The organism is Neokomagataea thailandica NBRC 106555, assembly GCF_001598495.1.
In the GTDB taxonomy this organism is placed as follows: Bacteria; Pseudomonadota; Alphaproteobacteria; order Acetobacterales; family Acetobacteraceae; genus Gluconobacter; species Gluconobacter thailandicus_A.
The window spans coordinates 21,791-48,205 of record NZ_BCZB01000019.1; the positions used below are offsets into that span (position 1 = coordinate 21,791).

The 26,415-nt window shown below is 52.0% G+C and carries 28 protein-coding genes and 1 tRNA gene; 13 read left to right on the plus strand and 16 right to left on the minus strand.

Translation table 11 applies throughout. From position 1 onward, the window contains the following. Positions 1-25 precede the first annotated feature (25 nt). Positions 26-100 (minus strand) — tRNA-Val (locus NTH01S_RS07835). Between the two features lie 128 nt (positions 101-228). On the opposite strand from NTH01S_RS07835, the gene NTH01S_RS07840 reads away from it, so the two are divergent. Then, a complete protein-coding gene (locus NTH01S_RS07840; RefSeq protein ID WP_068172047.1) occupies positions 229-1,311 on the plus strand; it encodes an acyltransferase family protein in 1,083 nt (360 codons plus the stop codon). Here the strand turns inward: NTH01S_RS07840 and NTH01S_RS07845 are convergent. Beyond that, positions 1,308-3,182, minus strand: coding sequence for a hypothetical protein (locus NTH01S_RS07845; protein ID WP_068172050.1), 1,875 nt, complete (start codon positions 3,180-3,182; stop codon positions 1,308-1,310). The two genes, NTH01S_RS07840 and NTH01S_RS07845, sit on opposite strands and share 4 nt — an antisense overlap. Positions 3,183-3,196: 14 nt before the next feature. After that, positions 3,197-4,129 (minus strand): mitochondrial fission ELM1 family protein, encoded by a 933-nt coding sequence (locus NTH01S_RS07850; RefSeq protein ID WP_068172052.1) that lies wholly within the window; start codon positions 4,127-4,129, stop codon positions 3,197-3,199. On the opposite strand from NTH01S_RS07850, the gene NTH01S_RS07855 reads away from it, so the two are divergent. Genes NTH01S_RS07855 through NTH01S_RS07865 form a run of 3 tightly spaced genes read left to right on the plus strand, consistent with a single transcriptional unit; the run spans position 4,128 to position 7,630 of the window. Beyond that, entirely contained in the window at positions 4,128-5,375 is a 1,248-nt protein-coding gene (locus NTH01S_RS07855; protein ID WP_245642274.1) for a DEAD/DEAH box helicase, read from the plus strand. The genes NTH01S_RS07850 and NTH01S_RS07855 overlap by 2 nt on opposite strands. Positions 5,376-5,421: 46 nt before the next feature. After that, entirely contained in the window at positions 5,422-6,609 is a 1,188-nt protein-coding gene (gene argE, locus NTH01S_RS07860) for an acetylornithine deacetylase (protein ID WP_068172056.1), read from the plus strand. Then, positions 6,599-7,630: a succinylglutamate desuccinylase/aspartoacylase domain-containing protein gene (locus tag NTH01S_RS07865; RefSeq protein ID WP_068172058.1), complete on the plus strand. Its 1,032-nt coding sequence runs from the start codon at positions 6,599-6,601 to the stop codon at positions 7,628-7,630. The genes argE and NTH01S_RS07865 overlap by 11 nt, the downstream gene beginning before the upstream one ends. A 31-nt stretch (positions 7,631-7,661) precedes the next feature. Here NTH01S_RS07865 and glyA read toward each other — a convergent pair whose 3' ends face one another. Further along, positions 7,662-8,966, minus strand: a complete 1,305-nt coding sequence (gene glyA, locus NTH01S_RS07870) for a serine hydroxymethyltransferase (protein WP_068172060.1) — start codon at positions 8,964-8,966, stop codon at positions 7,662-7,664. A gap of 128 nt (positions 8,967-9,094) precedes the next feature. Between glyA and NTH01S_RS07875 the strand changes: the two genes are divergently transcribed. Genes NTH01S_RS07875 through NTH01S_RS07885 form a run of 3 tightly spaced genes read left to right on the plus strand, consistent with a single transcriptional unit; the run spans position 9,095 to position 11,945 of the window. Beyond that, positions 9,095-10,537, plus strand: a complete 1,443-nt coding sequence (locus NTH01S_RS07875) for an APC family permease (protein ID WP_068172062.1) — start codon at positions 9,095-9,097, stop codon at positions 10,535-10,537. Positions 10,538-10,552: 15 nt separating this feature from the next. After that, the gene (gene hemB / locus NTH01S_RS07880) at positions 10,553-11,551 is read left to right on the plus strand and encodes a porphobilinogen synthase (protein ID WP_068172065.1); all 999 of its coding nucleotides are present in this window, start codon (positions 10,553-10,555) and stop codon (positions 11,549-11,551) included. 1 nt (position 11,552) lies between these two features. Continuing rightward, positions 11,553-11,945 carry a YraN family protein gene (locus NTH01S_RS07885; protein ID WP_068172068.1) on the plus strand — a complete coding sequence of 131 codons (393 nt, stop codon included), beginning with the start codon at positions 11,553-11,555 and terminating at the stop codon, positions 11,943-11,945. A 46-nt stretch (positions 11,946-11,991) separates the two neighbouring features. Here the strand turns inward: NTH01S_RS07885 and NTH01S_RS07890 are convergent, their stop codons facing one another. The 9 genes from NTH01S_RS07890 to purB all read right to left on the minus strand — a co-directional run bounded on the left by NTH01S_RS07890 (position 11,992) and on the right by purB (position 18,944). Then, positions 11,992-12,303, minus strand: a complete 312-nt coding sequence (locus tag NTH01S_RS07890; protein WP_084367138.1) for a hypothetical protein — start codon at positions 12,301-12,303, stop codon at positions 11,992-11,994. A gap of 190 nt (positions 12,304-12,493) precedes the next feature. Further along, positions 12,494-12,829 carry a Grx4 family monothiol glutaredoxin gene (gene grxD, locus NTH01S_RS07895; protein WP_068172074.1) on the minus strand — a complete coding sequence of 112 codons (336 nt, stop codon included), beginning with the start codon at positions 12,827-12,829 and terminating at the stop codon, positions 12,494-12,496. Between the two features lie 111 nt (positions 12,830-12,940). Beyond that, entirely contained in the window at positions 12,941-13,174 is a 234-nt protein-coding gene (locus NTH01S_RS07900; protein ID WP_068172078.1) for a BolA/IbaG family iron-sulfur metabolism protein, read from the minus strand. A 2-nt stretch (positions 13,175-13,176) separates the two neighbouring features. Further along, positions 13,177-15,381, minus strand: a complete 2,205-nt coding sequence (gene purL, locus NTH01S_RS07905; RefSeq protein WP_068172080.1) for a phosphoribosylformylglycinamidine synthase subunit PurL — start codon at positions 15,379-15,381, stop codon at positions 13,177-13,179. Then, positions 15,378-16,079: a phosphoribosylformylglycinamidine synthase subunit PurQ gene (gene purQ / locus NTH01S_RS07910; RefSeq protein ID WP_068172081.1), complete on the minus strand. Its 702-nt coding sequence runs from the start codon at positions 16,077-16,079 to the stop codon at positions 15,378-15,380. The genes purL and purQ overlap by 4 nt, the downstream gene beginning before the upstream one ends. Further along, positions 16,076-16,462 carry a Rap1a/Tai family immunity protein gene (locus tag NTH01S_RS07915; RefSeq protein ID WP_068172083.1) on the minus strand — a complete coding sequence of 129 codons (387 nt, stop codon included), beginning with the start codon at positions 16,460-16,462 and terminating at the stop codon, positions 16,076-16,078. Before NTH01S_RS07915 ends, purQ begins: the two co-directional genes overlap by 4 nt. Then, positions 16,459-16,701, minus strand: a complete 243-nt coding sequence (gene purS / locus NTH01S_RS07920) for a phosphoribosylformylglycinamidine synthase subunit PurS (protein WP_068172087.1) — start codon at positions 16,699-16,701, stop codon at positions 16,459-16,461. Before purS ends, NTH01S_RS07915 begins: the two co-directional genes overlap by 4 nt. Next, entirely contained in the window at positions 16,698-17,462 is a 765-nt protein-coding gene (gene purC / locus NTH01S_RS07925; RefSeq protein WP_068172091.1) for a phosphoribosylaminoimidazolesuccinocarboxamide synthase, read from the minus strand. Before purC ends, purS begins: the two co-directional genes overlap by 4 nt. A gap of 150 nt (positions 17,463-17,612) precedes the next feature. After that, on the minus strand, positions 17,613-18,944 hold the full coding sequence (gene purB, locus NTH01S_RS07930; protein WP_068172094.1) for an adenylosuccinate lyase: 1,332 nt from the start codon (positions 18,942-18,944) through the stop codon (positions 17,613-17,615). A gap of 105 nt (positions 18,945-19,049) precedes the next feature. Between purB and NTH01S_RS07935 the strand changes: the two genes are divergently transcribed. The 6 genes from NTH01S_RS07935 (at position 19,050) to NTH01S_RS07960 (ending at position 24,578) form a co-directional block, all read left to right on the plus strand. Continuing rightward, positions 19,050-19,646 carry a YjbE family putative metal transport protein gene (locus NTH01S_RS07935; RefSeq protein ID WP_068172098.1) on the plus strand — a complete coding sequence of 199 codons (597 nt, stop codon included), beginning with the start codon at positions 19,050-19,052 and terminating at the stop codon, positions 19,644-19,646. After that, positions 19,633-21,522, plus strand: a complete 1,890-nt coding sequence (locus tag NTH01S_RS07940) for a lytic transglycosylase domain-containing protein (protein ID WP_245642276.1) — start codon at positions 19,633-19,635, stop codon at positions 21,520-21,522. Before NTH01S_RS07935 ends, NTH01S_RS07940 begins: the two co-directional genes overlap by 14 nt. Then, positions 21,515-22,000: a CinA family protein gene (locus tag NTH01S_RS07945; RefSeq protein WP_068172101.1), complete on the plus strand. Its 486-nt coding sequence runs from the start codon at positions 21,515-21,517 to the stop codon at positions 21,998-22,000. The genes NTH01S_RS07940 and NTH01S_RS07945 overlap by 8 nt, the downstream gene beginning before the upstream one ends. Positions 22,001-22,097: 97 nt before the next feature. Continuing rightward, positions 22,098-22,910, plus strand: a complete 813-nt coding sequence (locus NTH01S_RS07950; protein WP_068172106.1) for a MetQ/NlpA family ABC transporter substrate-binding protein — start codon at positions 22,098-22,100, stop codon at positions 22,908-22,910. Further along, positions 22,907-23,938, plus strand: coding sequence for a methionine ABC transporter ATP-binding protein (locus tag NTH01S_RS07955; protein WP_068172108.1), 1,032 nt, complete (start codon positions 22,907-22,909; stop codon positions 23,936-23,938). Before NTH01S_RS07950 ends, NTH01S_RS07955 begins: the two co-directional genes overlap by 4 nt. Then, positions 23,919-24,578, plus strand: coding sequence for a methionine ABC transporter permease (locus tag NTH01S_RS07960; protein WP_068172111.1), 660 nt, complete (start codon positions 23,919-23,921; stop codon positions 24,576-24,578). Before NTH01S_RS07955 ends, NTH01S_RS07960 begins: the two co-directional genes overlap by 20 nt. 46 nt (positions 24,579-24,624) lie before the next feature. On the opposite strand, the gene NTH01S_RS07965 is transcribed toward NTH01S_RS07960, so the two are convergent. From NTH01S_RS07965 to lipA, 3 genes are all read right to left on the minus strand, one after another. Further along, entirely contained in the window at positions 24,625-24,876 is a 252-nt protein-coding gene (locus NTH01S_RS07965) for a hypothetical protein (RefSeq protein ID WP_068172115.1), read from the minus strand. A gap of 80 nt (positions 24,877-24,956) precedes the next feature. Then, positions 24,957-25,409, minus strand: a complete 453-nt coding sequence (locus NTH01S_RS07970; RefSeq protein ID WP_068172118.1) for a type II toxin-antitoxin system RatA family toxin — start codon at positions 25,407-25,409, stop codon at positions 24,957-24,959. Next, positions 25,409-26,413: a lipoyl synthase gene (gene lipA, locus NTH01S_RS07975; protein ID WP_068172121.1), complete on the minus strand. Its 1,005-nt coding sequence runs from the start codon at positions 26,411-26,413 to the stop codon at positions 25,409-25,411. Before lipA ends, NTH01S_RS07970 begins: the two co-directional genes overlap by 1 nt. Positions 26,414-26,415 lie beyond the last annotated feature (2 nt).

Sequence of the window (26,415 nt, forward strand, 5' to 3'; positions counted from 1 at the left end):
TTAAAAGATATTTTTGGGGATCGAATGGTGGGCGCAACAGGGATTGAACCTGTGACCCCTGCCGTGTGAAGGCAGTGCTCTACCGCTGAGCTATGCGCCCATTCGTTGGTGGGCGTTCTATCAGGGTGACTCTTCTGTGACAAGGGGCTTTTTTGCCTTGATAGGGTCTTATTAAGGCCATGAAAGTCCTGACGATGCTTATCGCCTTCACAGAAAAGAGAGCGGTAAATGGCACGAAATGCTGGTCTAGACTGTATGCGCGGAGCTGCTGTCTTATTCGTTTTGGGAAACCATATCGGTATTCGTATGCCATTGAGCCATACGGCTCTCGTGGATATTTTCCCAAAATGGTTTTTATCGGGGTTAAATTATAACGGTACAGAGGCCGTGTATGTCTTTTTCGTTTTGTCAGGTTTCTTGATTACCTCACGTCTACGCGAAAAATATGGATCTTTAGATGCGTTAAATCCGGGGCAATTTATCGCTGATCGTGCGCGAAGAATATTGCCTTGTCTTTTGTTTTTATTGATTATTTTGTTGATGTTGAATGCATTTCGCGTGGATAATTATACGTTCGTAAAAACGGGGCAGACAGCGATTGGAGCAACTGCTGCAGCTTTGGGGCTGTATTTCAATCTTTGGCAAGCACAGCATGGCTGGAGTGTCGCTAGCTGGACGGTCTTATGGTCCCTCTCCATTGAAGAGCTGTTTTATCTCGGCTTTCCGTTGATATGCCGCATGGGGCGTTGGGTTCGGTGGGTATGCTGTGGCGTCTTGGTCGTGGCAGGTCAAATGATGATCGCCCGTTCGTATCATGATGAGATATGGCAAGATGAAAATACGCTGGCGGGTATGGGGTGTATTGCTCTCGGTGTTCTGTGTGCGCTGATAGCGCCGTATTTACGAGAAAAACGTTTTGTTTTTATTCTCCCTCTTTTGGCGGTGATGTTTATGCTGCCGGATATGTTTTTCATGCATTTTTGGTGGGATGTCTTAGGGCGTTTATGGCTTAACCTCTTTGTTGTTGGTACCGCTTGTTTGGTGTTGTTCTGTGCACTTAAAGCACAAACCCCTCTTCCCGGCCTGTATTGGTTAAGACGTATTGGACAATTATCTTACGAGATTTATTTATTTCATATGTTTGTCGTGCTGAGTGTTGTGCACATATGGAATGGATCAACCCGATTAAGTTGGGTCCTCTATCCAGCTATTATTTTAATGGTATGGGGGTTGGGTGAAGCCATACACTGTGGGATGGGTGTTTTGGACAGTCGATTATGGGGTCGACTGTCCAGTAAACCCGGCGTTTAGAAACCGAACATATGGTCTAGGGAGAACCCACCATCTGGGTTCTCTAGGCCATGATAACCGAACAGACGGCAGGTTAAGTCGCGGATAAGAACATATCCCCCCACTCCCGCTTGTTCGAGATGCGCGCCATCAAAGAGTTCATGCGGGCGTACCATATAGGAACCTGAAGGTGGGATCGTGATGGTTGTTTCGGCAATCAGATGCCCGCTTGCACTGTGCAGTAGTAATGTCGTGCTGGAATCATGTGTTCCTTCCACCGAGGCAGGATGGATAAGGCAGCAGAAGCTTTGAAGGGCATCATGTCCAAGCTTTAGAAAGAGGCGTGTTGTCAGTCCCGGTGGTGGGCCAGCATAAGATTGCGGTTCTGAGCGCCATGTCATTAATGTGTTGAAGATATGTGCACCAAAACTGGTTTCTGCCGCGTGGCCCGTATTGCGGCTGCGATACCGCATCAGGCCGTGTAGCCAGCCATCAGCTTCCCCACCATCACGGAAATCATAGACAAGGTCCGCATGCCCCGCCCGGTCTGTTAAGTCATGCAAAGCAATGGCTGTTTGATGGTCACGTGGCAGATTTCCCAAAAAGTGAGAGCCAACAGGCGCTCCGTTCTCATCAAAAAGATCTAAGCGCACAGGTTGAGAGTGCAGCGCCTCAGACATCGGCGTGGGTTGCACGAAGCTTGTATAGTGTTTGGGGTCTAAAATTGGGAATGGGAGCAAAAACCCTCGGCCTAGTGACTTAGGGAAAGCACGAATTGCGGGGTCAGGTTGAATATTATCCCGCTCAACATTCAGGTGAGCGATACGGGTACGGTTGCCTTCCCGAATTTCATAGCGTGGGCGTACCAGATGACGTTTGGGACGCATTTCAAGTTGAGCGGGCCACTGAACATCTGGAAATAAGGCACCAATATCAACAGCGACTGTTTCAAAGGGGCCAATGGTACGATCAACGCTGCGATGGTCCTCTTTCCCCATTGTGTTGAAAGTGATTTCGCCTGCCGGAATGGTTGTTCCGTGGCTGTTTTGCACCCAGACGGTAATGGTTTCATGTGGGGCTGGTGCCGGAAGTGTGGCAAAACGAACCGATGGCCAGGCATTGGCATCATGCGTGACGGAGAGGCTGGGGTTTTCGCCTTTGCCAAAAATATCGAGGGCATATTTAACGACGTCATGCCCACGCGCGCCGAGAACATGAATGAACAGTTGCCCTGTAAAAGCCGGTAGATCGAAGCGTTCGCGGATCTCTGAACTGTCAATGATAATACCAGAATTTGCCTTTTCAATAGGCATTTCCCATTCTGCAATGACAGTGCCGCCTTCATCAAACAGGCGCATCCAGTAACGCAGATTTTCGCTTTGATAATTGGACCAGTAATTTGCTGTGACAATGCGTGTTGAGAATGAAGCATCGTCACGGAAGAACGCAAAATTCGTGGCAAAGTTGAGTTTATCTAGATACGGACGGCCACGCACAATCATAGAGTCTGGCAAGCGCGCAGGTGCAAGCGTCTCAAGCTCTTTGCCGTGCAGAAGGTCTTTCAGTCGCCCCCGCATTTTGGCGTCATCAAAAGAAAGAGCCAGTACACAATCTGCCTCAATATCGGGTAGATCGACGAGTGCATGGTAAGACCCGCCAAACCCGTCATTTTTACCGACTTGCTCAGTATCATGCGTCAGGACGAATGTTGGTTTTAAGCCGGGATAAAGTGCGGTTAGTGTCTGGACGGTGTCATCGGGGTCGTAAACAGCAATTTTACGACCAGAAAGGCGCTGCTCCATGGCGCTCAGAGCTGTGGCAGCGACTGGATGTGCCAGAGCTTTGTATAGAACATTGCCGCCTTTGGGGCCGAATGTACGAATATCGAGCATGAAGGTAGAGCCTTTCAGAGCTTCAAACGTCGGCGCATTTCTCTCGCGATGTCCGGCGTGTCGTCAAGCGGACGCACAGTCCATGACGTATGTTCTATTGAAAACGGGCGGATGCGATCATCTTTTTCGAGGGCGGCGATAAATTGCCCAATGCGCTGTGACCGTCCGGGTAACGGCAAAATCATGATAGGTGCAGGCGTTGCCACCGCTTCAGAAATCATAGAGACACTATCGGTTGTTACGGCGATCATATCAGCACAAGCGAGCATTCCCATATAGGGGTTAGCGTCCCCTTCCCCAGTTTCTAATCGAATGCCGTGGGGTGTTAAGTGTTCACGTAATACCGTGATGACATCAGCGCCGGTGCGGCGTGAAGGTGTGACGATGGTTTGCATGTTGTGGTGCTGAGTATAGGCGATGATCGTGTCTGCCAAATGTGCCGCTTCGCGCGGGCCAAGAGTAAAACGTCCGTTCGCACCGCCAATCATGACAGCCAATAATGGGCGATGATCACGCCGTAAATGACTGTGCCATTGCTGGCGGGCACCCTCTAGTTTTTGTGGTGTGACCGGGTGAAGTGCATTGCGGGAGATCAAAATATTCCCTCCCATGATGCCATCATGCGGGTTTGCAATGATGACGTCAAAGCGCTTGAACTGCCTGCGTGGGTTTTGGATTTGTACAATCGGCAGATGATATTTACGCGCTAGTGCGCGCCCAATGATCCCGCCCGTTCCCCCTACCCCGATTAAAACGTTGGTGTGTGGGGGGAGAGCAATAGGCTCAATGCACGATAAGGGGCGCAGCCAAAAACGCGAAGAGAAGTTGCTCCAAAAGGGGCGCGCGAGGACTGGACAAAAATGTGCCTCCCACCCGGCCGTTTCCGCCAAGCCGAGGCCTTGGGTCCGCATTCCGGCAAAATCTTCGGCGATGATGGTGGCCGTCATGACCCCTCCGTTATTTTTCTTTCGTCAACAAGCACTGCCGAATTGCCTGCAAGGGGCGTCTTTTGGCAAGATGCACACCATGACAATCTCAAACGTATCTTCTCCGTCTGTTTCTTTTGAAGGCTTAGGCCTTGCGCCTGCTCTTTTGGCAGCTCTTGAATCTGCCGGGCATAAGCGGCCGAGCCTGATTCAGGCGCGGGCTATCCCACCTCTGTTGAAGGGGAAGGATGTTCTTATCGCGTCACAAACAGGGAGTGGAAAGACCGCTGCTTTTGTACTGCCTTTGCTGCAAGCATTGGCGCGACGAAAGGAAGAAGGTTTAGAAACGCAAGGCCCGTGGGCTTTGATCTTGGAGCCAACACGTGAATTGGCCGCGCAAGCAGCGTCTGTCTGTCGTCAACTAGGGCGCCGTTTACCCTTGAAAACACGCGTGATCTGCGGGGGTACTCCGCGTGATCAGCAATTGCGTGGCTTGGCGGATGGTGTGGACATCATCGTTGCAACGCATGGGCGGTTGCTTGACCTTGTCGTGCAAGGTGATCTGGTCATTGATCAGATTGGGTATCTTGTTTTGGATGAAGCCGATCGTTTATTGGATGATGAATTTACCGATTCTATGACGGCTTTAAGCACGCATTTCCCCGATATTCAGCCACAAACAGTTTTTTGTTCTGCTACCTTGCCTGCTCCGGTTATGGATCTTGCTAAGCGTGTGACACAGGACCCTGTACGTATTGAGCTTGAGACAGAAGACGCAGCGCCGCAGCGAATCCGTCAGCGCGCTATGTTCGTACTCAAAGATGATAAAGTCCCCACCATTAAGCATGTGCTGAACCATTTTACCGGTCGTACCATGGTTTTTGTGCAAACTAAGCAAGGGGCTGAGATATTGGGGCGTTCTTTGTCTCGTAGTGGAGTGTCTGTGGAGACACTGCACGGGGATCGTACGCAAGGTGCCCGTGCCCGGGCATTGACGCGTTTCCGTGAAGGGCAAGTGCAGGTTCTGGTCACAACCGATATCGCTGCACGAGGAATTGATATTCCGGATGTAGAATGTGTGATCAATGCGGATATGCCATCAAGCGTACCTGCTTATATTCATCGTATTGGCCGTACCGCCCGTGCGGGAAAGCGGGGCATTGCGTTATCCTTGCTTGACCCACAAGAGCGGCATCTGCTGCGTGACGTTGAGAAAGAAACAGGCCAACGTGTACGGATTGTGACCGAAGAAACACTGGACCGTTAAAAAATAGAGGTATGCGGATCATGTTAAGCATGTTGAGAATAACATTATGAGTGATCCCCATACCGTTCCCCCTCAATCGGCTGATATTTTGGCTGCTCTTGTGGCGTTTGATACGACAAGCGCTAAGAGCAATGCACCAATCATCACATGGATTGAGCAATATTTATCTGCGCATGGTGTGCCCTCGACCCGCTATCCCGGCCCAGAAGGGGCTGTAGAAAAGTGGAATCTTCATGCTGTTATCGGCCCTGACCGTGCAGGCGGTTTAGCTTTTTCTGGTCATGTGGATTGTGTCCCGGTTGAGGGGCAGGAATGGTCATCAGACCCTTTTATCCTTCGTGAAGACGGAGATCGGCTTTATGGGCGCGGTGCTGCGGATATGAAGGGGTTTGTTGCTTGTATGCTGGCGGCTGTTCCAGATTTAAAAGCATATGCAGCCAATGACCCTATCCACCTGCTGTTTACATGTGATGAAGAGATCACATGTGATGGTGCGCGTTATCTTATGGCTGATTTGCGTGCCGCAGACAGAATGCCTGATCGGTGCATTGTGGGGGAGCCGAGCCTTTTAGCCCCGATTATTGCGCATAAGGGGCGTTTTGCTGTCCGTGTAACGTTTCAAGGGCTGCCGGGGCACTCGTCTAACCCTGAAGCCGGGCGCAATGCTTTGCATGCTATGGGGCGTGCTATTGCTTTCTGTGCCGATGAAGCGGATCGCTTGGCTCAAGACGGGCATCGTGTTGCAGGTTTTGAGCCGCCTTATACGACTATGCAGGTCGGGGTTGCGTCTGGTGGATCTATTTTAAATATCATCCCAGAACATGCCTCCTTCGAGGTAGAGTGGCGCAATGTGCCGGGTGATGATGGGCCAACAATGTTTCAGGCTCTGCAAGATACGCTTCGCCCTTTGGAGCAGGCTTTAAAGTTTGGGAACTCTCAAGGTGGCATTACCTATGAACAGCTTTGTGATTTGCCGCCCCTTGCTTTGTCTAGGGAACATACCCTGACACTAGAAGCACAGAGCATAACGGGACGGAATACGGCGGGTCATGTCTCTTACGGCACAGAAGCGGGCATTTATCAGCGCGCGGGGATGGAAAGTATCGTCTGCGGTCCGGGGGATATCGCACAGGCACATCGGCCAGATGAGTTTGTAACCCGGGATCAGTTAGCGCGTTGTGACCGTATGATACGCGATTTTGCAAGGCGAGGCATTGAGGAGCATGAGCTGTAAGGCCGGTTTACGCCACCACCCTATTCGCCTTCGTAAAACGGTATTAAGCGAAGAGCTGTTCCCTCAGCGTGCCTCTATTCCGCCTGTCGTTCTGCTGCCGCCTGATTTAAGCGCATGGAATGTCACGAATACGGATATTCCGGGGGTGATCACCTTTGAAGCACATGCCCCCGGCCCGGACCTTGTTATCACCGGCTTATTGCATGGTAATGAGTTTGCTAGTGGACATGTTTTAGAGCGTTTGAGGCGCACCCCCCCTATTCTAACCTCAGGGCGTTTAACGCTTATTGTGGCGAACCTAGAGGCATTTAAGTGCTTTCAGGTGCGTCAGCCTCTCGCGGCGCGCTACCTTGAAGAAGATATGAACCGGGTTTGGAACACACACCGTTTGCGCGGGAGTGAAACAAGTCATGAATTACGCCGTGCTCGAGAGATAGAGCCCTTTATCCGCCGGGCAGATCTCTTATTGGACTTACATTCTACCCTATGGCCCTCAGAGGCATTTTTTATCGCTCCACACGTCAAACGTTCCATGGATTTCGCTGCGGGGTTGGCGTCGGCACAGGGTCTTCCATCCGCTATTGTTTCAGATTTGGGGCATCAAGGTGGTGCGCGCTTGATTGAATATGATCGTTTCGCAGCAACGGTAGGCGCTGGGCGTGGATGTTTACTGGAAGCGGGTCAACATTGGCAGCCAGAAACGCTCCGGACGATGGGACAGACGGTTGAAGTCTTTCTACAGAATATAGAGGGGCTACATCTACATGCAAAGACGGGTGGCCCTCAGCAAACGGCACATTCGTTTTTTGTGACAGATAACGTCGTAGCGCGTAGTGCAGATTTTACTTTTACGCAATTATGGGAGGGGGGAACGACTATTCCTCATGCAGGTACCGTAATCGCGCATGATGGGCGTGATGTTATTTGCACCCCGTATGATGATTGCGTTTTGATTATACCCAACCACCGCCCCCATCTGGGGCAACTCGCGGTACGACTGGCGCGCCGTACCGCTTGGTAGGGTGTATAAATACGACCCTACCATAATGTTCTTAGGCTGATGCGCTGGTGTAAATTGGGAAGCGGCCGCATAGAGCCTTCACTTCTTCATGCACACGGGCAGCGACAGCTTCAGCATTATCTTCTTCCAATGCTGCGGACAGCACTTCGTCGATCATACGGCCAATGGTGCGGAATTCTTCTTCACCAAAGCCACGTGACGTGGCCGCCGGGCTGCCCAAGCGGATGCCAGACGTGACGAATGGTTTTTCTGGATCGAACGGAATGGCGTTTTTATTAGCCGTAATCCCAGCTTTTTCCAGAATGTTTTCTGCCAGCTTACCCGTCACTTTTTTAGGGCGTAGGTCTACCAGAACTAAGTGGCTGTCTGTGCCGCCGGTAATGATGTTGAAGCCGCGCTTTTGCAGTTCATCTGCCAGAGCGCGTGCATTGGCCAAAACGCGTGTTTGATAGTCCTTGAACGATTCGCTCAAGGTTTCACCAAACGCAACCGCCTTACCAGCGATAACATGCATCAGCGGGCCGCCTTGCAGACCTGGGAAAACAGCAGAGTTTACTTTTTTTGCAAGCTCTGGGCTGTTGGTCAGAATAATGCCACCGCGTGGGCCGCGGAGGGTTTTATGCGTCGTGGACGTAACGATGTCAGCATAAGGCACAGGGTTTGGGTACAGACCAGCAGCGACCAAGCCTGCGAAATGTGCCATATCGACCATCAGGAACGCACCAACTTCATCCGCAATTTTGCGGAAGCGTGCGAAGTCAATAACGCGCGGATAAGCCGAGCTACCTGCTACGATGATCGTAGGCTTATGCTCGCGTGCCAGCGTTTCCATTTCCTCATAGTCGATGAGGCCATCTTCAGCGCGTACACCGTATTGAACAGCATTAAACCACTTGCCGGAGTAGTTTGGTGCTGCACCGTGCGTCAGATGACCACCGGCAGCCAAACTCAGGCCAAGAATCGTATCGCCAGGCTTTGCCATTGCCATGAAGGCAGCTTGGTTAGCATTGGCACCTGAGTGAGGCTGTACGTTTGCGAACTCAGCACCAAAAATTTTGGTCAGACGTTCAATCGCAAGGCGCTCAACCCGGTCCACATCTACGCAACCGCCATAGTAGCGTTTGCCCGGCAGGCCTTCAGCATATTTGTTGGTGAGGACAGAGCCTTGCGCTTCCATGACGGCAAATGACGTCATATTTTCAGAAGCAATGAGTTCAATCCCGTCCTGCTGGCGGACGAGTTCATCGTTTAAAATGGCTGCAACATCGGCATCAACGTCCTTCAAAGGGGCTTGAAAGAAGGAATTATGTGCGGACTGGCTGGCATGTTCTGACATGGTGGTCCATTCTCCATCAAAGCTGATGGCTCGTCACTATCGCAGAATGGACGGGTCCGCAAAAATATTCGCCGGGTAAATGAAGATATCAGTTCTTTTTTGCCCCACATTGTCGTCAGGAAACACACATGTCTTCTCCGCTGTGGCGGACAAAGCCCATTCAGTCCGATTTTTCATCTTCTTCTGGCCTGAAACGAGTCCTAGGGCGCTGGCAGCTCATAGCGCTGGGTGTCGGGGTTACAATTGGTGCGGGTTTGTTCTCGTTAACGGGCGTCGCTGCTGGGCAAAATGCGGGTCCCGGTGTCACGCTCTCTTATATCATTGCTGCGATTACCTGTGGCTTTGCCGGATTGTGCTACGGCGAATTGGCGAGCATGATGCCGTCTGGCGGGTCTGCTTATACCTACTCTTACGCGGCATTCGGTGAGATTATTGCCTGGATGATCGGCTGGGATCTGGTGCTGGAATATACCATCGGGGCGGCCGCCGTAGCCTCCAGTTGGTCGGGTTATATGACGTCCCTTCTTTCAGACTGGGGCATACAGATTGATCCGCGCTTGCTTGCACCACCAATGACGCCTGTTCATCTGGCGGATGGTACGGTTGTACCAGCATGGTTTAATGCGCCTGCAGTTTTTATTTTGATCCTTGTGACAGCGCTTTTGATGCGTGGCATGAGCGAGTCAACGAAGATCAATAATATTGTGGTCTTCTTAAAAATTGCCGTGATTGCGTTGGTGACCATAGCGTGTGCAAAGTACATTAACGTTTCAAACTATCACCCCTTTGTTCCGCAGAATCAGGGGGAGTTTGGGCACTTTGGTTTTTCCGGTGTTATGCGGGCTGCCGGTATGGCGTTCTTTGCCTATATTGGCTTTGATATTATTTCAACCACGGCGCAAGATAGTAAAAACCCAGCAAAAGATCTTCCTATAGCAATGATCACAACGCTGGTGGTTTGTGCGCTTGTATATGCGGGTTTCTCTTTGGTGCTCACTGGGGTGGTGAACTATCAAAAGCTCGCAAATGACCCTAGCCCCGTAGCGACGGTAGTGAACACGGCACATGCGGCATGGCTGCATAATTTCGTAAAAATGGGCATTGCAGCAGGTTACATATCCGTTTTGTTTGGCTTGCTCTTAGGGCAAGCTCGGGTATTTTTGGTGATGTCTCAAGATGGGTTGTTGCCGAGAGTATTCTCAAAGTTGAACCCAAAAACCCGCACGCCTTGGACATCACACGTTATGTTCTGTGTGATTACCAGTATTTTTGCAGCAGTTCTGCCGATTGGCGAACTGGGTAGCATGACATCCATTGGGACGATCTTCGCGTTTATTCTGGTGTGCATTGGCGTGCCCGTTTTGCGTCGTCGTGCACCAGAGGCAGAGCGTCGCTTTAAGGTGCCAGGCGGAATGATTATTCCCGTTCTGGGGGTCGTTTTCTGTGGGGTGTCCATGGCATCTTTGGATGAAATGACATGGGTTCGCCTGCTGATATGGCTGGCTTTGGGCTTGGTAGTCTATGCGTGTTACGGGAAGAAGCGTAGTGCTCTTTCCTCAGTTGATAAATAGGAGCATCGTTGCGTCATGTCTTATGGAAGCTTTCCTCTCTCCCGAGCACGCCGTAATCGGCATGACGCGTTCACTCGTACTCTTGTGCGCGAGCATACGTTATTGCCTGATCATTTGATCTGGCCTGTTTTTGTGTGTGAGGGCACACAACAACGACAAGCGGTCGCTTCGATGCCGGGGGTTATTCGGGTTAGTCTTGATGTGTTGGTGGAGCATGTGCGACCCGCGGTTGAGTTGGGTATTCCAGCTATTGCTCTCTTTCCCATTACACCACCAGAATTGCGCGATGCTCGTGGAACGGAAGCGCTGAACCCTGAAAACCTGATGTGCCGCGCATCACGGCGTCTGAAAGAGGCGTTCCCTGATCTTGGGATCATTGGGGATGTTGCGTTGGACCCATATACAGATCACGGACATGATGGAATCATTGAGAATGGTCGTGTTCTTAATGATGTTTCGGTCGAAATTTTGGCAGCGCAGGCTGTGAATCAAGCGCGCGCAGGCAATGACATCGTGGCGCCGTCGGATATGATGGATGGCCGTGTTCGTAAAATTCGAGAAACGCTTGATGACGATGGGCTGCAAGATACGCGTATCATGGCGTATTCTGCAAAATATGCTTCGGCGTATTATGGCCCGTTTCGTGATGCGCTCGGTTCTGGCGGTCTGCTGACAGGCGATAAAAAAACCTATCAGATGGACCCAGCCAACTCAGATGAGGCCCTGATAGAAGTTGCGCGTGACCTTGAAGAAGGCGCAGATATGGTCATGGTCAAGCCGGGTATGCCCTATCTGGATATTATTCGCCGCGTGCGCGATGAGTTCAAGGTCCCTACCTTCGCGTACCAAGTATCAGGTGAATACGCGATGATGGCAGCAGCCTTCCAAAATGGGTGGTTGGATCGGGATCAGACGATTATGGAAAGCCTTCTGGCGTTTCGTCGCGCCGGTTGTAATGCAGTCTTGACGTATTTTGCGTTAGACGCCGCGCGGATTTTGCGTTCACGCCTGTAATATGAGTGTACCGCCTTCTTGGTCGCAGCGACGTTCTTCACAAGGGTTACGGTCTTATCGCTCCGGCTTAGAGGCGGAAGCGCTGGTCGCGGCACGTTTACAAGAAGCAGGATATAGCGTGCTCGCAGAGCGGTTAAAAACACCGTTTGGTGAGATTGACCTGCTCATTTGTACGGATGAGTGTTTGGTTGCTGTTGAAGTGAAGCGTCGGCGCTGTTTGAAGACTGGCGCGGAATCATTAAGCGCAAGGCAGAAAACACGCCTTCTAGCAGCCTTTGATTTTATCTGGGCAACACAAGAAGAATGGCATAGGCCGGAGACACGCTTTGATTGTGTCTTTGTGGATTATTCCGGAGCCATGAAGCGTATTAAAAACGCTTTTCGCCAAGAGTAGGCGCGGCGAGATAAAATATATCTCGCCATTGAGACGATAAATCGTCTTACGTGCGGCGGTGTTTTGCTGCGTGGTGATGTGTCGCTACGGAAACATGCGTTCTATACGAAACAGAGCGGATCATAGCCGTAGAGCGGTGTGCATTCATGGCGAGTGCCGTTGCATGAGTATCATGTCGGTGGCGGATGATATGCATCACGGGACGGTGATAAACAGGAACAGATGTCAAAGCGCCGAGCGTCAGTCGACTAGCTTCATAATCCGTGATTGCGGGCCGTGCGATGGCATGCCCTGCCCCAAGAGAAACGGCAACCCCTGATAGGCCGCTGATCATGACTTTAAAAACGCTTCGCGCCATTAGAAAATATCCGTACCTGCTGATAGGTATGACCGTAAGCTGTTATGGGCGCGGACGGCAAGCCCGATAGTGGTATATTCAAAAAAAATCAAGATCCTGCCATGTTTGGTAACAACATGGCAGGAATGTGGCATGCGCAAAGCTGGATAAAACCCAGATAGTAAGCAGGTATTAACCTGCTTCTACGGATTTATGCATTGGCAATAGCAATGCCTTTTTCAGACATCAGCGTTTCAAGCTCACCATTTTGGTACATGTCAGTCACAATATCACAGCCGCCGATGAATTCACCTTTGACATAAAGCTGAGGAACGGTTGGCCATTGTGAAAAATCTTTGATCCCTTGACGGATTTCTGGGCTTTCAAGCACGTTGCATGTCTCAAATGTCACACCCAAATGGGAGAGAATTTGAACAACACGTGCAGAGAAACCGCATTGTGGGAAAAGCTTATCGCCCTTCATGAACAGCATGACAGGGTTCGTATCGATCAGGTTCTGAATGTGCTGAAACACGGTCTCAGGCATGGGATATTCCTTATTGTGTAGAGCGGAAACGACTTCCGCTCTACGGCTGGATCTCATCACTAAGGTGCTTGCTCAGTGCAGGAACTTCAAGAGGTGGCTCAAGCGCCTCTTTTATTCAGGCACAATCGTGCGTAGCGCCATCGCATGCAGTTCAGTGCCCATACGGGTACCAAATGCGTCATAGACGAGCTTGTGTTGACGAATGCGCGGCAAACCACGGAATGCTTCGCTGGTCACAGCGCAGGCATAATGGTCACCATCCCCAGCTAGATCTTCGATTTCAATCTTGGCATCGGGCAGTGCTTCACGAATCGTACGTTCGATTTCCTGTGCGGTCATCGGCATAATTAGGAGTCCTGCCCCATGAGCGCTGGAAGGAACGCTGCATTCAAATCACGCAGGCGCGTTGCTTCAACGGAAATACCATCGGCCATATTCAGTGCTGTGCCACCGGAGTGACCTAAGTGACGTGCTGGCACGCCTGCTTTTTCAGCAGCTGAGATGAATGATGCAGCATTATCAGTCGCGACAACATAGCATGCTTGATCTTCACCGAACCAGAAGGCTTGGTGAGGCAAGCTCGCTGGGTGTTCGGCCAAGGAGCAGCCAACGCCACTCGCCATCACCATTTCCGCCAGCGTGATGAGCAAGCCGCCATCGGCAATGTCGTGACAAGCAGACACAGTGCCGTTTTGAATCTGGCTACGGACGAAATCACCGTTGCGGCGTTCAGCGACCAAATCAATACGTGGCGGAGCGCCTTCTTCACGGTGGCAAATTTCACGCAGCCAGAGTGACTGACCAAGTTCACCGCGGATTTCACCAATTAGTACCAGCTCCTTCTGGTCTGGCATGGCCAGGCCGACGGATTTGGAAACGTCTTGGAAAACACCCAAAGCGCCAATCGCTGGGGTAGGAAGAATGGCTTGGGGTAGACCTGTCGGGGAACGTGTTTCGTTATATAGAGACACGTTGCCGCTCACGACTGGGAAGTCGAGCGCACGGCATGCTTCACCCATACCCTTAATCGCTTCAGCGAACTGAGCCATGATTTCTGGGCGTTCTGGGTTGCCGAAGTTAAGGTTGTCCGTCACGGCGAGAGGTGTTGCACCCGTTGCCGTGATGTTGCGCCATGCTTCAACAACGGCTTGTGCGCCACCTGCATGCGGGTCAGCTTGGCAGTAACGTGGCGTACAATCGGTTGTCAGCGCCAAGCCAAGTTTGGTGTCCTCAACGCGCACAATCGCAGCATCCGCTCCACCGGGGCGCTGAACCGTTTGACCGCCAACAAGGCTGTCATACTGGTTCCAGATCCATGCGCGTGATGCGAGGTCTGGTGATGCGATAAGCGTGAGCAGTGCATGTTCAATGCCAACCGGATCAGCCGGCGGTTGAATATGACGTGGTGCTTCGAGCGGTGCACGTGGGCGGTCGTAGATCGGTGCTTCTTCAGCCAGCGGCGCTAGCGGAATATCAGCTTCTACGGCACCATTATGCTTGACGGTAATGTTGCCCGTATCGGTCAGATGACCGATAACCGCGAAGTCCAGTTCCCACTTTTCGAAGATAGCGCGTGCTTCTTCGGTGCGTTCTGGCTTGAGCACCATGAGCATACGCTCTTGGCTCTCAGACAGCATCATTTCATATGCTGTCATGTTGGGTTCGCGCTGTGGTACAGCATCAAGGTTCAACTCAATGCCAACGCCACCCTTCCCGGCCATTTCCACGGAAGAAGAGGTCAGACCAGCGGCACCCATGTCCTGAATAGCAACGATTGCATCCGTTGCCATCAGTTCAAGACAAGCTTCAATCAGAAGCTTTTCGATGAACGGGTCACCGACTTGAACGGTTGGGCGCTTGGACGCTGCTTCATCATCAAACTCGGCAGAAGACATGGTAGCGCCATGAATACCATCACGCCCAGTTTTGGAGCCGACGTAAACAACCGGGTTACCAACACCAGCCGCGGCAGACAGGAAGATCTTGTCTTGCTTCGCAATGCCAACTGTCATGGCATTAACGAGCGGGTTGCCGTCATATGCCTTATGGAAGTTAACTTCGCCACCAACGGTTGGGACGCCAACGCAGTTGCCGTAACCACCAATACCGCGCACGACGCCATCAACGATGCGACGCGTACCGGGGTTTTTTGCATCACCAAAACGCAGTGCGTTCAGGTTAGCAACGGGACGCGCGCCCATGGTGAAGACGTCACGCAAAATGCCGCCAACGCCGGTGGCTGCACCTTGGTAAGGCTCGATAAAGGATGGGTGGTTATGGCTTTCCATCTTAAAGACGGCCGCCAAACCTTCACCAATATCAACCACACCAGCATTCTCGCCGGGGCCATGAATGACCCAAGGAGCCTTAGTCGGCAGTGTCTTCAGGTGAAGACGTGATGATTTGTAAGAGCAGTGCTCGGACCACATGACCGAGAATACACCGAGCTCGGTAAAGCTCGGGGTGCGGCCCATAATGGTGAGAACTTTATCATATTCTACGCTGGTCAGCCCGAAAGACTGGGCGAGAGTGGCATCCACCTTCACGCTCATCCGACAAGTGCCTCCACAAGCCCGCGGAATAGAGGCACGCCATCCGTGCCACCAATCGCTGGGTCAGTCAGGTTTTCAGGGTGCGGCATCAGGCCACAAACACGGCCATTTTCGCTCAGAATGCCCGCAATGGCACGGTCGCTACCGTTAGGGTTCGCAGAAACATTATCTGCCGCCACCGTGCCATTGGCTGTGGCGTAGCGGAAGGCAACACGGCCTTCCCCTTCAAGACGATCGAGCGTGTCTTGAGAGGCGGTGTAGTTACCGTCTCCGTGCGCCATAGGTGAACGGAACACATCGCCCGCTTTCCATCCGCGTGTGAATGGAGATGTCGCGTTCTCAACCTTCAGGTGGCAATCTTGCGACAGGAAGCGCAGGCCTGCATTACGCAGAAGCGCACCCGGCAGAAGGTGAGATTCCGTTAGGATTTGGAAGCCGTTGCACACACCGAGAATGTGGCCACCGCGTTCAGCGAACGCTTTGACATCTGCCATGATGGGCGAATGTGCGGCCATCGCGCCACTACGCAGATAGTCACCAAAGCTAAAGCCACCGGGGAGAACGACGAGATCAAGGTCACCCAAAGATGTTTCTTGGTGCCAAATCATACGCGGAGCATGGCCAGAAATCAGCTTGAGCGCCTGTGCCATGTCGCGCTCCCGGTTTGTCCCGGGGAATACGACGATACCCGCTTTCATTTTTTGTCCTCCGTCGCGCCGTGGCAAGGGTAGGCTTCGTGCAGAGCCCGATAAACGCCTTTGCCCGCTGACTGTGTCAGAGCATCGTCATGACGGTGCAACCATGACACAACGCTCTCGCGCAGATGTGCTGTTGTTTCGCTGTCGGGCACGCAGAATGCAACAGGCGCATTGCCGTCATTCGCATGCTCGTCATATTTTTTGGACCAGACTTCGCTGTCTGTCACACCGGCAAGGTATGCGTCACACAGAGGCGCTGAACGTGCATTGGTGCACATAGAGCCCAGCATACGGCCGCTTACCTTGGATACACGTTGTGCGTGCGCAGTAGTGCCGAGTGTCAGAAGCGATGCTGCCGCAGTGAGGGCAAGCAGCGTCTTCATGCAGCCACCTCAACAGAAAAGTCTTCGATGACTTCATTAGCCAGAAGAGCGCGCGCCATAGCTGCACCTTGCTCTAATGCTGTAGCTTTATCCGTTGCTGGAACGTCCAGATCAACCACACGGCTTACGCGGACTTCACCAAGGCCTTTGAAGCCCAATGTGTCCAGAGCGTGGCCAATAGCCTTACCCTGTGGGTCAAGAACGCCTTCCTTCAGGGATACGAAAACACGGATTTTCATTGAACTGCCTCCGGACCCTTGAGGTCACCATTTCCAGCCTCCGGCAGAATGCCGAGGCGACGTGCTACTTCTTGATACGCTTCCCCTACTTTGCCGAGGTCACGGCGGAAGCGATCTTTGTCCATGCGCTCACTGGTCTTTGTATCCCAAAGACGGCAGTTATCGGGTGAGATTTCATCGGCGAGGATGATGCGCATCTCCTCACCTTCCCACACGCGACCGAATTCGAGCTTGAAATCAACCAGCGTAATGCCTGCACCAGAGAACATACCCATCAGGAAGTCATTGGTGCGCAGTGCTAGAGCGTTCATTTCATCAAGGTCCTGCGGAGCAGCCCAGTTGAACGCAGCAATGTGCTCTTCTGACACCATAGGGTCATTCAGCGAGTCATTTTTGTAGTAGTACTCGATGATGGTGCGTGGCAGGCGTGTGCCCTCTTCGAGGCCGAGACGCTTGGCAATAGAGCCAGCAGCTACGTTACGCACAACAACTTCGAGGGGAATGATCTCTGCTTCGCGGATCAATTGCTCACGCATATTGAGGCGACGCAGGAAGTGGGTTGGAATATTGATGTCGTGCAGATGCTGCATCAGATATTCGCTGATGCGGTTATTCAGCACGCCCTTTCCGGTAATGATGCCGTTTTTCTCGCCGTTACCGGCGGTAACATCATCTTTGAAATACTGGACGAGCGTTCCCGGTTCAGGGCCTTCAAACAGGACCTTGGCTTTGCCTTCGTAGATCTGGCGGCGGCGGGCCATTGGCTATCCTTGTTGCAATGTATCGGGCCTTGTCACCATTCTGAACGACTGATGCAGGCCCGATGTGTCAAGCGGAGTATTCCGCTCCCATAGCATCACAGCGCGTGAACTGCGAGGGGCGGATGAGAGAAGCATCCCCCCTGTGGTTTTTTAGCCGAAAACGCGCGTGAAAATACGGTCAACCTTGGCAAGATGCTGTGCCGGGTCAAAGGCTTTGTCGAGCACGGATGCGTCGATACGGTCTTTGACTTCTGGGTCAGCATCAAGGTTTTCACGGAAGCTGCGGCCATCTGGTTGGTTAAGGCGTGTCCATGTCGCCATCGCATTGCGCTGTACGATTTTGTAAGCATCTTCACGGGAGATGCCCGCACGGGCCAATGCTAGCAGAACTTCACCAGAGTGTACGACGCCACCAAGGCTTTCCATGTTGGCAATCATTTGCTCAGGATAGACGACCAGCTTTTCCATCATGCTGGCCATGCGGATCAGCGCGAAGTCAAGGCCGATGGTCGCATCAGGGCAGATGTTACGTTCAACGGAGGAATGGCTGATATCCCGCTCATGCCATAGCGCGACATTTTCCAACGCAGGCACAACATGCGAACGGATAAGACGCGCCAGACCTGTCAGATTTTCAGACAGAACGGGGTTACGCTTATGCGGCATGGCGGAGCTACCTTTTTGCCCCTTGTGGAAGAACTCTTCTGCTTCACGTACTTCTGAGCGTTGCAGATGACGAACTTCTACGGACAAGCGTTCAATGCTGCTCGCGATAACGCCGAGAGCACAGAAGAAAGCTGCATGGCGGTCACGCGGAATAACCTGCGTAGACACGCTTTCGGCTTCAAGGCCGAGCTTTGCAGCAACATATTCTTCAATGGCTGGGTCAATATGTGCGTATGTGCCAACAGCACCTGAAATGGCGCATACGGCAATTTCTTTGCGCGCTTGCACCAGACGCTCACGGCCACGCGCGAATTCTGCATAATGTCCAGCAAGCTTCAGGCCGAAGCTGGTTGGTTCAGCGTGAATCGCGTGGCTTCGGCCAATGGTAACCGTGTTTTTATGCTCATAAGCGCGGGTCTTCAGCGCTTCTAGAGCACGGTCCATATCTTCCAAAAGAAGATCGGCTGCTTGCGTCAATTGAACGGACAGGCAGGTGTCCAAAACGTCAGAAGACGTCATGCCTAGATGGACAAAGCGGCTTTCTGGGCCAACTTTTTCTGCCAGCCATGTAAGGAACGCAATGACGTCATGGCGCGTTTCTGCTTCGATTTCATCGATGCGTGCGAGATCAGCGTCAGAGAAAGCAGCAAGTGCGGCGTCGCCCTTTTCACGGATAACGCGGGCGGCTTCTGCGGGGATCGCGCCCTGCTCGGCCATAGCTTCGCATGCAAGGGCTTCGATTTCGAACCAGATGCGGTAGCGGTTGGCGGGGGACCAGATGGCGGTCATCTGAGGGCGGCTATAGCGGGGGACCATGCGAACTCCGAAAAGCGTGTGGGTCACGACCTTAAGGTCTTTACGGGGGTTGCTTAGACCAAATACGAGAACATTGCACGGATCGCTTTTAGGAAAGCACAACCTTTGTCACCCGATTCTATTCTCCATACCCTTTTTGCTCTTGCTCAGGTCACGCTGATCGACATCACCTTGGCGGGTGATAATGCGGTCGTGATCGGTCTTGCGGTTCGCCAGTTGGCGGGAAAAGATCGAACGCGCGCTATTTTTGCAGGAACGTTCCTGTCAGCCGTGCTGCGCATTCTATTTGCACTGGTTGCGGTGAAGCTGCTGTCCATTATCGGGCTGACCCTTGCCGGAGGACTGCTATTACTCTGGGTGTGCGTCCGTATGTTTCATGAGTTGCGGCATGAGCAGGCAGGGCCAAATGTGGAGGCCCCTTCCCGTTTGAGTACGGCCATTCTGCGCATTATCGCTGCTGACTTATCTATGAGCGTGGATAATGTGTTGGCGGTTGCTGGGGCTGCGGTTGGCCATCCATGGGTTCTAGTGTTTGGGCTTATTGTTTCTGTTTTGATGATGGCTTTGGCCGCGTCATTGATTGCGCGTCTTTTAGAGCGATATCGGTGGATCGCTTGGGTTGGGCTGGCCATTGTGCTGTTTGTATCGCTTGAACTGATCGTTAAAGGTGGCGGCGAGGTCTGGCAACATGTTGTTTACTAATCCGATGAAGGCCATGCGTCGTACGGCACTGCTCTGCATGGCTATGGGTGTTTTGAGTGGATATGGGGGTGTAGCGCATGTGGACGCCGCCCCGCTTTCAGCGCGGCTTCAGGAGTGGTTATTGCTTACGGGAGCCGATGCCGCTTATCCGGCTGCGCGTTATGAGGCTTTTTTAAAAAGCGGGCCAATTTGGCCTGAGCATAGCCGTCTTATGTGGCGCTACCAAACGGCCTTGGCACAAGAAACGGATACAGCGCAGTTACAAACGTTATGTGTATCTTTGCCTTTGAATTTGCCGGGGGCGGTTTTGAATTGTGCGTCTTATCTGCCGCATGCAGAGGCGCTGGCGCGAACATTATGGCGAGATGGCGCCGGAGATGGTCTTGAGGAAGCGGCGTTAGAACAGCGTTTTGGGGCGAGCTTGACCGCGAGTGACCAGTGGCATCGATTTGAAAGTTTACAGAATACGGGACGTCTCACGGCGGCACGCCGCCAGTTGGTCCGTCTTACGGCCGCGCAAAAGTCATTAGCGTTCGCGTATTTGGCTTTGCATAGCTCAGGGCCGGATGCAGATGCCGCGTTTGCGGCGTTAACTGAGCAGCAAAAAAATGACCCCATAGTGCTGCGTGAGTATATGCATGATTTACGGCGGGCAGACCGTTTGGATGATGCGCTTGCGTTGTGGGACACACGTGGCGCAGCCGTGCAACGGCATGCTCCGTCACCGATATGGACGAATGAACGCCTCGCATTGGCGCGGGCGTTCTTGTTGGTAGGGCGTAATGCAGATGCCGCACGATTGGCGCGTGATGTCTCGTTGCCTTTGGGTGATACGGCGAGGCTGGAAGCAGAAGAGCTCTCAGGTTTTATAGCGTTACGTGCCTTAAGTGCGCCGCAGGAGGCTTTGGCGCATTTTGATGCTCTGCATAATGCACAGGCTCTGCGTTTCCGTGCTTCCGGTTGGTATTGGTCAGGGCGTGTCTATACGGCTCTCGGGGAGAGTGGACAGGCACGTCATGCGTATCAGGAAGCCTCCCATTACCCTACCATGATTCATGGGCAACTCGCTTTAGCTGCCTTAACGGATCATAGTGCTTTGCTTAATGGCGGGGCGGAGGGAGTTGGGTTTCAACATGCGTTGCATGATGCTCTTTCCGAGCAAGTGCAGCCCTCCCCTACGGCTTTAACGCGTCCTGACTTAGTCGATGCGGCGCAAAGCTTGGCGGGCATTGGGGATTATGATCATGCGCGCCTTTTCCTGCTGTTGCTGCAAGCGGTGAATACCTCTCCAGAAGGACAAAAAACCGTAGCAGACCTATCTGTGCAGTTACAAGTTCCTGCTGGTGCGGTGGCGGCGTCTCATAGTTTGGCGCGGTTGGGGTATAGTTTATATCCGCAAGGGTACCCTAACCCGTGGCCTGTTGATGCCGATTTGCCAGAGGGCATTATTCTCGGCGTTGCGCGGCAGGAAAGTGCGTTTAATCCAAATGCTTTGAGCGCAGCGCATGCGGTTGGATTGTTACAGCTTTTGCCTGGTGCTGCTCGTGATGTTGTGCGGCATGCGCATTTGCATGGCTATGATGTATCCGCCGATGGTTTGAAAGACCCGCACACAAACCTCATTGTGGGCAGCGCGTATATCCGGCAGCTCTTAGAGCGTTTTGATCATGTCATACCTTATGCGCTGGCCTCCTATAATGCTGGCCCGCATCGGGTAGATCTTTGGTTGAAAGCGAACCCACCTGTTGCATCATCGGGTGATGAGGCTTTGCTTGACTGGATTGAGCGTCTGCCGTACCGGGAAACGCGTTTGTATGTTTTAAACATTGAAGCAAATATCACGCTTTATTCTGTAGAAAGCACATTCCATGAGTGATCTTGAATTAATATCACTTTCTAGAAGAGTGATATTTTCTTTGCAGGGCCGGGGGGCAAAAATCGTCACTGTTGAGAGCTGCACAGGTGGAATGATAGCCGCGCTTCTGACGGATATAGCGGGATCATCTGCGGTGGTTGAAGGTGGATTAGTCACTTACTCCAATGCATTTAAGCAAAGATTGGTGGGGGTTCGTAGTGACACTTTGGAACGTTATGGTGCTGTGAGCGAGCAAACAGCACTCGAAATGGCGCAGGGCGCTTTGAACGCTCTACCAACAACCACTGTTGCTCTAGCCGTAACGGGTATTGCGGGTCCGGGTGGAGGCTCCGTGCATAAGCCGGTGGGGACTGTGTGTTTTGCGCTGGCTATGAAAGGCCAAGAGCCGCGTGCACAACGCTGCTTCTTTACGGGTGATCGACGCGCTGTGCGCCATGCGAGCGTGTGTCATGGCTTACAAATGTTATTATTGCCTTAGAATATCTGCATATTGGATAGACATTTTTCACTAATGACATTATTAATTCGTCAATTCATGCATATCATTTCCTGATACTGTGTTTAAGGAGGTCACCATGCTGTCTCGTCGTCGTACTTTGTCAGCCTTTGCGGCTTTTGTAGGGGCTGCATCCTTGGCACGTGTGCGTGCAGCAGGTGCTGCTTTAACGCGTGTGCGTGTTGGTATCATGTCTGGCGAAGATGAGGATGTGTGGCGCGTTGTTGCAGCCAATGCTCGTAAAAGCGGCCTGAATGTCGAAGTGGTGACATTCTCAGACTATAACTTGCCGGACGAAGCATTGTCAGAACATGAGCTGGACGCGAATGCTTTCCAGCATGGCCCCTTTTTGAAGGCACAAGTGGAAGCGCATGGTTTCCACATTACGCCAGTGGGAGACATGTATGTCTCACCGATTGGCCTTTACTCGTCAAAATGGTCTTCTGTTGCGGCACTGCCGAAGGGGGCAACGATTGGCGTGCCGAATGACCCAAGCAATGAAGGGCGCGCGCTTCTGCTGTTGCAGGCTCAAGGCTTGATTAAAGTTTCACCATCTGCCGGGTTATTGCCAACGACGCTGGACATTACGGAGAATCCACGCGATTTAAACGTGAAAGAACTTGATGCGGGCGTGGTCGGTCGTGCATTGTCTGATTTGGATGCGGCTGTTGTGAACACGGATTGGGCACAGAAGGCTGGGATCGATGTTGTGCATCAGCGTATTGCGCAAGAAGCTTTGCAGCATAACGCTTACACCAACTTTATTGCGGTGAATGATGAGAACGTGCATGCACCATGGGTGGAGCCTTTGGTCGCGGCATATCAACAGCAAAATGTGCGCCAAGCACTGCTGGATGTGTATCACGGCGCAACGCTTCCGGCGTGGCAATGAGCGTTCTCAATGTTGTTGGCCTGCGGCATAGCTTTGCAGGCGCCCCCGTTCTGAAAGATATTTCTTTCCAGGTACAGAAAGGTGAGATCGTTGGACTTATCGGCCCGTCAGGAGCTGGTAAATCTACGCTGTTACGTGCGCTATGTGGTTTAGAGAAACCTGATTCTGGAGAGATTATACTTCAAAATCAGGACATTACCTCACTTTCCGAACGTAATTTACGTAAAGCGCGGCAAGGTATAGGTTTGGTTTTTCAACATTTTAATTTGCTGGAAACGCGCACTGTTACGCAAAATGTGGCTCTGCCATTGAAAATTGCAGGCTGGCCTGCCCAAAAACGTCAAGCACGTGTGGCTGAGTTGTTAGCTTTGGTTGGCCTGTCAGAACATCATGCCAAATACCCTGCGCAGCTTTCTGGTGGGCAAAAACAGCGTGTGGGTATTGCTCGTGCTCTGGCCAATGACCCATCTTTGTTGTTGTGCGACGAAGCGACGTCTGCTCTGGATCCACAAAGTACGACAACGGTTTTGGATTTGCTAAGCGATATTAACCGAACGCTTGGTCTGACGATTATTCTCATCACGCACGAGATGGAGGTCATTCGCCGCTTTGCACAGCGTGTTCTGGTGTTGGAGCAAGGGGCGTTGGTGCATGATGGCGGGATGCTGGATCTGCTGACCCGTGCGCATAACCCACCGGCTATTCAAGCGTTGCTGAATGAAACTCGCCCTACTCTTCCCTCGCCGTTGCAGCAGTCCTTAACACCACAACCACAGGCTGACAGACATGCAGTGATACGCGTGGTACTCGTGGAGAGTGCAGCTCAAACGGCTTTCCTCTCCGAGCTTTCAGAGCGCTTTTCAATTAAGGCTGTCTTGATTGCCGGGGGGGCTTCCTTATGTGCGGGGGTGCCGACAGTGGATATGATTTTGGCGCTTAATCGCGCATTGACGGATGATATTGTGGAGTATTTGGCGGAGAAGGCACAACTCATGGAGGTTTTGGGTTATGTTCCGGCTCATCGTTAATCTTGTTCTTCAGGCTACGGAACAAACCCTGATTATGGTTTTGGCCTCGGGTGCTATCGCATTGCTAGTCGGTTTACCCTTGGCGATAATCGTATTTTCAGCCAGCCGGAAAGAGCTTTATGGAAGCCCGTGGATTGCGCGCCCATTAAGCCTGTTGATTGACGCGCTCCGTGCCATACCTTTTATCATTTTATTAGTTATTTTACTGCCGGTGACGCGCTGGTTGGTTGGTACATCATTGGGGACAGGCGCTGCTATTGTACCATTATCAATTGCCGCTATCCCGTATTATGCGCGTATTGCTGAAATTGCACTGCGTGGCGTGGATACAGGTTTAATAGAGGCTGTGCAGGTCATGGGTGGCTCGCGCTGGATGGTGATGTGTTATGGCGTGATACCAGAGGCTTTACCGAGTTTGATTAGTGGCTTGACCGTTACGTTAATTACGCTCACAGGCGCTTCAGCAATGGCTGGTGCCATCGGGGCTGGTGGTTTGGGCGATCTTGCAATTCGTTATGGGTATCAACGGTTTAATACCCAAGTGATGATTGCTGTTGTGGTTGTTTTGATTGCTTTGGTTGGCCTCATTCAAGCCATAGGTAATTTTTTAGCGAAACGTGCTGCACCGCAACGCGGTTAAGGAAAACACCCCCTCGTATTATGTTGAAGGGGGTGTTTTTACGCTTTTATTTACCGTCAACAGGCGCTGGAGCTGCAGGTGCCTGCATCGTTGCTGGTGCTGTTACCGGTGTTTGTGCTTTTTGAAGCGCACTGTTGTTCAGGGCCTCTGTTGCAGATGATTCTTGCGGTGTTGTCTTTTCTGCAACTTTAGCCGCTTTTTTATGATGATGGTGACCGTGATGTTTTGCAAAAGCTGGTGACGTTGTCGAAACTGCGGCTGTCAGAGCAAGTGCTGCGAATAAAGCTTTCTTCATCATGACCTAATCCTTCGTTAGAAACGTTTTTTGTTCCTTAAACTCAACGTGTGGAAGATTAGGTGGTTTTCACATAATAAAAATTAACGCGTCTTTTCGGCTAATTTTACCCCATAAATATCACGTGCACGTTTGATAAAGGCAGACACCATGAGGCGAACCCCCTCATTGAAAACAACGCCCATCGCATTTTGTAACAGGCGTGACTTAAACTCAAAATCGACAAAGAAGTCGACCAAGCAGCCACGCGGATCTGCAGTGAATGTCCAAACGTTATTGAGATAACGGAAAGGACCTTTCTCATAACGCACGTGGATACGTAGTGGTCTGTCTAGTGTAACGCGACTTGTAAAGCTTTCGCGAAAAGGTCCAAAGCCTACTGTTAAGTCAGCAACAAGTTCTGTTTCTGTATGACTTTTGACAACAGCTTTAACGCACCACGGCAAAAACTGTGGATACTTCCCGACATCAGCGACAAGATCAAAAAGCTGTTCTGGCGTGTAAGCAATGAGGCGCTGCTCGGCATGAGTCGGCATCAGGTGATGTCTTTCAGTCGGCTGTTTCGGGCGGCGCGTAATTGCGCAAAGTCACTATCAGCATGGTAAGAAGAGCGCGTTAAGGGGGAAGCACTGACCTGTAAAAAACCTTTGACGCGGGCCGTTTTGGCATAGCTTTCAAAAGATTTTGGTGTAACGAACTCAGCCACCGCAGCATGTTTTGGAGTAGGTTGAAGGTACTGCCCTAATGTCAAAAAATCGACATCGGCCACTCGGAAATCATCCATCACCTGCCACACTTCCAAGCGTTCTTCTCCCAATCCCAGCATAAGACCAGATTTTGTGAAAATCGAAGGGTCTAAGCGTTTCACACCGTCTAACAGACGGAGGGATTGATAATAGCGTGCTCCGGGGCGAATTGTCGGGTATAAACGTGGCACGGTCTCGATATTGTGATTGAACACATCGGGGCGTGCCTCCACAACAATTTCCAGCGCACCATCTTTGCGCATGAAGTCTGGAGTCAAAATCTCAATCGTGGTGCTGGGGGATGCGTCACGAATAGCATTGATAACACGGGCGAAATGGCGTGCCCCGCCATCAGCCAAGTCATCACGGTCAACAGATGTAATGACCACATGACGTAAGCCTAGTTTTGCTACCGCATCTGCGACGCGCCTTGGTTCATCATCATCCAATGCTTTTGGTAAACCTGTGGTGACGTTACAGAACGCACAGGCACGCGTGCAAATTTCCCCCATGATCATCATGGTGGCATGACGTTGAGACCAGCATTCCCCGATATTCGGGCACGCGGCTTCCTCACAGACGGTCACGAGATTGCTGTCGCGCATCAGTTTCCGTGTTTCATGGTACACGGGATGGTTCGGCGCTTTCACCCGGATCCATGCAGGCTTGCGCTGGATTGGGTTGTCAGGCCGGTGCGCCTTCTCCGGGTGACGGAGCCCCGTTTTGGGCTCCGTCACTGCCGGAGGTGCAATGCCAGTAGACTGGCGGTGGTCTATCGTAATGCGTTGAGACATGC

Coding starts and splice junctions, on each gene's coding strand:
- NTH01S_RS07840 (WP_068172047.1), top strand. CDS start 229: ATGGCACGAAATGCTGGTCTAGACTGTATGCGCGGAGCTGCTGTCTTA.
- NTH01S_RS07845 (WP_068172050.1), bottom strand. CDS start 3,182: ATGCTCGATATTCGTACATTCGGCCCCAAAGGCGGCAATGTTCTATAC.
- NTH01S_RS07855 (WP_245642274.1), top strand. CDS start 4,128: ATGACCCCTCCGTTATTTTTCTTTCGTCAACAAGCACTGCCGAATTGC.
- NTH01S_RS07850 (WP_068172052.1), bottom strand. CDS start 4,129: ATGACGGCCACCATCATCGCCGAAGATTTTGCCGGAATGCGGACCCAA.
- argE (WP_068172056.1), top strand. CDS start 5,422: ATGAGTGATCCCCATACCGTTCCCCCTCAATCGGCTGATATTTTGGCT.
- NTH01S_RS07865 (WP_068172058.1), top strand. CDS start 6,599: ATGAGCTGTAAGGCCGGTTTACGCCACCACCCTATTCGCCTTCGTAAA.
- glyA (WP_068172060.1), bottom strand. CDS start 8,966: ATGTCAGAACATGCCAGCCAGTCCGCACATAATTCCTTCTTTCAAGCC.
- NTH01S_RS07875 (WP_068172062.1), top strand. CDS start 9,095: ATGTCTTCTCCGCTGTGGCGGACAAAGCCCATTCAGTCCGATTTTTCA.
- hemB (WP_068172065.1), top strand. CDS start 10,553: ATGTCTTATGGAAGCTTTCCTCTCTCCCGAGCACGCCGTAATCGGCAT.
- NTH01S_RS07885 (WP_068172068.1), top strand. CDS start 11,553: ATGAGTGTACCGCCTTCTTGGTCGCAGCGACGTTCTTCACAAGGGTTA.
- NTH01S_RS07890 (WP_084367138.1), bottom strand. CDS start 12,303: ATGGCGCGAAGCGTTTTTAAAGTCATGATCAGCGGCCTATCAGGGGTT.
- grxD (WP_068172074.1), bottom strand. CDS start 12,829: ATGCCTGAGACCGTGTTTCAGCACATTCAGAACCTGATCGATACGAAC.
- NTH01S_RS07900 (WP_068172078.1), bottom strand. CDS start 13,174: ATGCCGATGACCGCACAGGAAATCGAACGTACGATTCGTGAAGCACTG.
- purL (WP_068172080.1), bottom strand. CDS start 15,381: ATGAGCGTGAAGGTGGATGCCACTCTCGCCCAGTCTTTCGGGCTGACC.
- purQ (WP_068172081.1), bottom strand. CDS start 16,079: ATGAAAGCGGGTATCGTCGTATTCCCCGGGACAAACCGGGAGCGCGAC.
- NTH01S_RS07915 (WP_068172083.1), bottom strand. CDS start 16,462: ATGAAGACGCTGCTTGCCCTCACTGCGGCAGCATCGCTTCTGACACTC.
- purS (WP_068172087.1), bottom strand. CDS start 16,701: ATGAAAATCCGTGTTTTCGTATCCCTGAAGGAAGGCGTTCTTGACCCA.
- purC (WP_068172091.1), bottom strand. CDS start 17,462: ATGGCCCGCCGCCGCCAGATCTACGAAGGCAAAGCCAAGGTCCTGTTT.
- purB (WP_068172094.1), bottom strand. CDS start 18,944: ATGGTCCCCCGCTATAGCCGCCCTCAGATGACCGCCATCTGGTCCCCC.
- NTH01S_RS07940 (WP_245642276.1), top strand. CDS start 19,633: ATGTTGTTTACTAATCCGATGAAGGCCATGCGTCGTACGGCACTGCTC.
- NTH01S_RS07945 (WP_068172101.1), top strand. CDS start 21,515: ATGAGTGATCTTGAATTAATATCACTTTCTAGAAGAGTGATATTTTCT.
- NTH01S_RS07950 (WP_068172106.1), top strand. CDS start 22,098: ATGCTGTCTCGTCGTCGTACTTTGTCAGCCTTTGCGGCTTTTGTAGGG.
- NTH01S_RS07955 (WP_068172108.1), top strand. CDS start 22,907: ATGAGCGTTCTCAATGTTGTTGGCCTGCGGCATAGCTTTGCAGGCGCC.
- NTH01S_RS07960 (WP_068172111.1), top strand. CDS start 23,919: ATGTTCCGGCTCATCGTTAATCTTGTTCTTCAGGCTACGGAACAAACC.
- NTH01S_RS07965 (WP_068172115.1), bottom strand. CDS start 24,876: ATGATGAAGAAAGCTTTATTCGCAGCACTTGCTCTGACAGCCGCAGTT.
- NTH01S_RS07970 (WP_068172118.1), bottom strand. CDS start 25,409: ATGCCGACTCATGCCGAGCAGCGCCTCATTGCTTACACGCCAGAACAG.
- lipA (WP_068172121.1), bottom strand. CDS start 26,413: ATGTCTCAACGCATTACGATAGACCACCGCCAGTCTACTGGCATTGCA.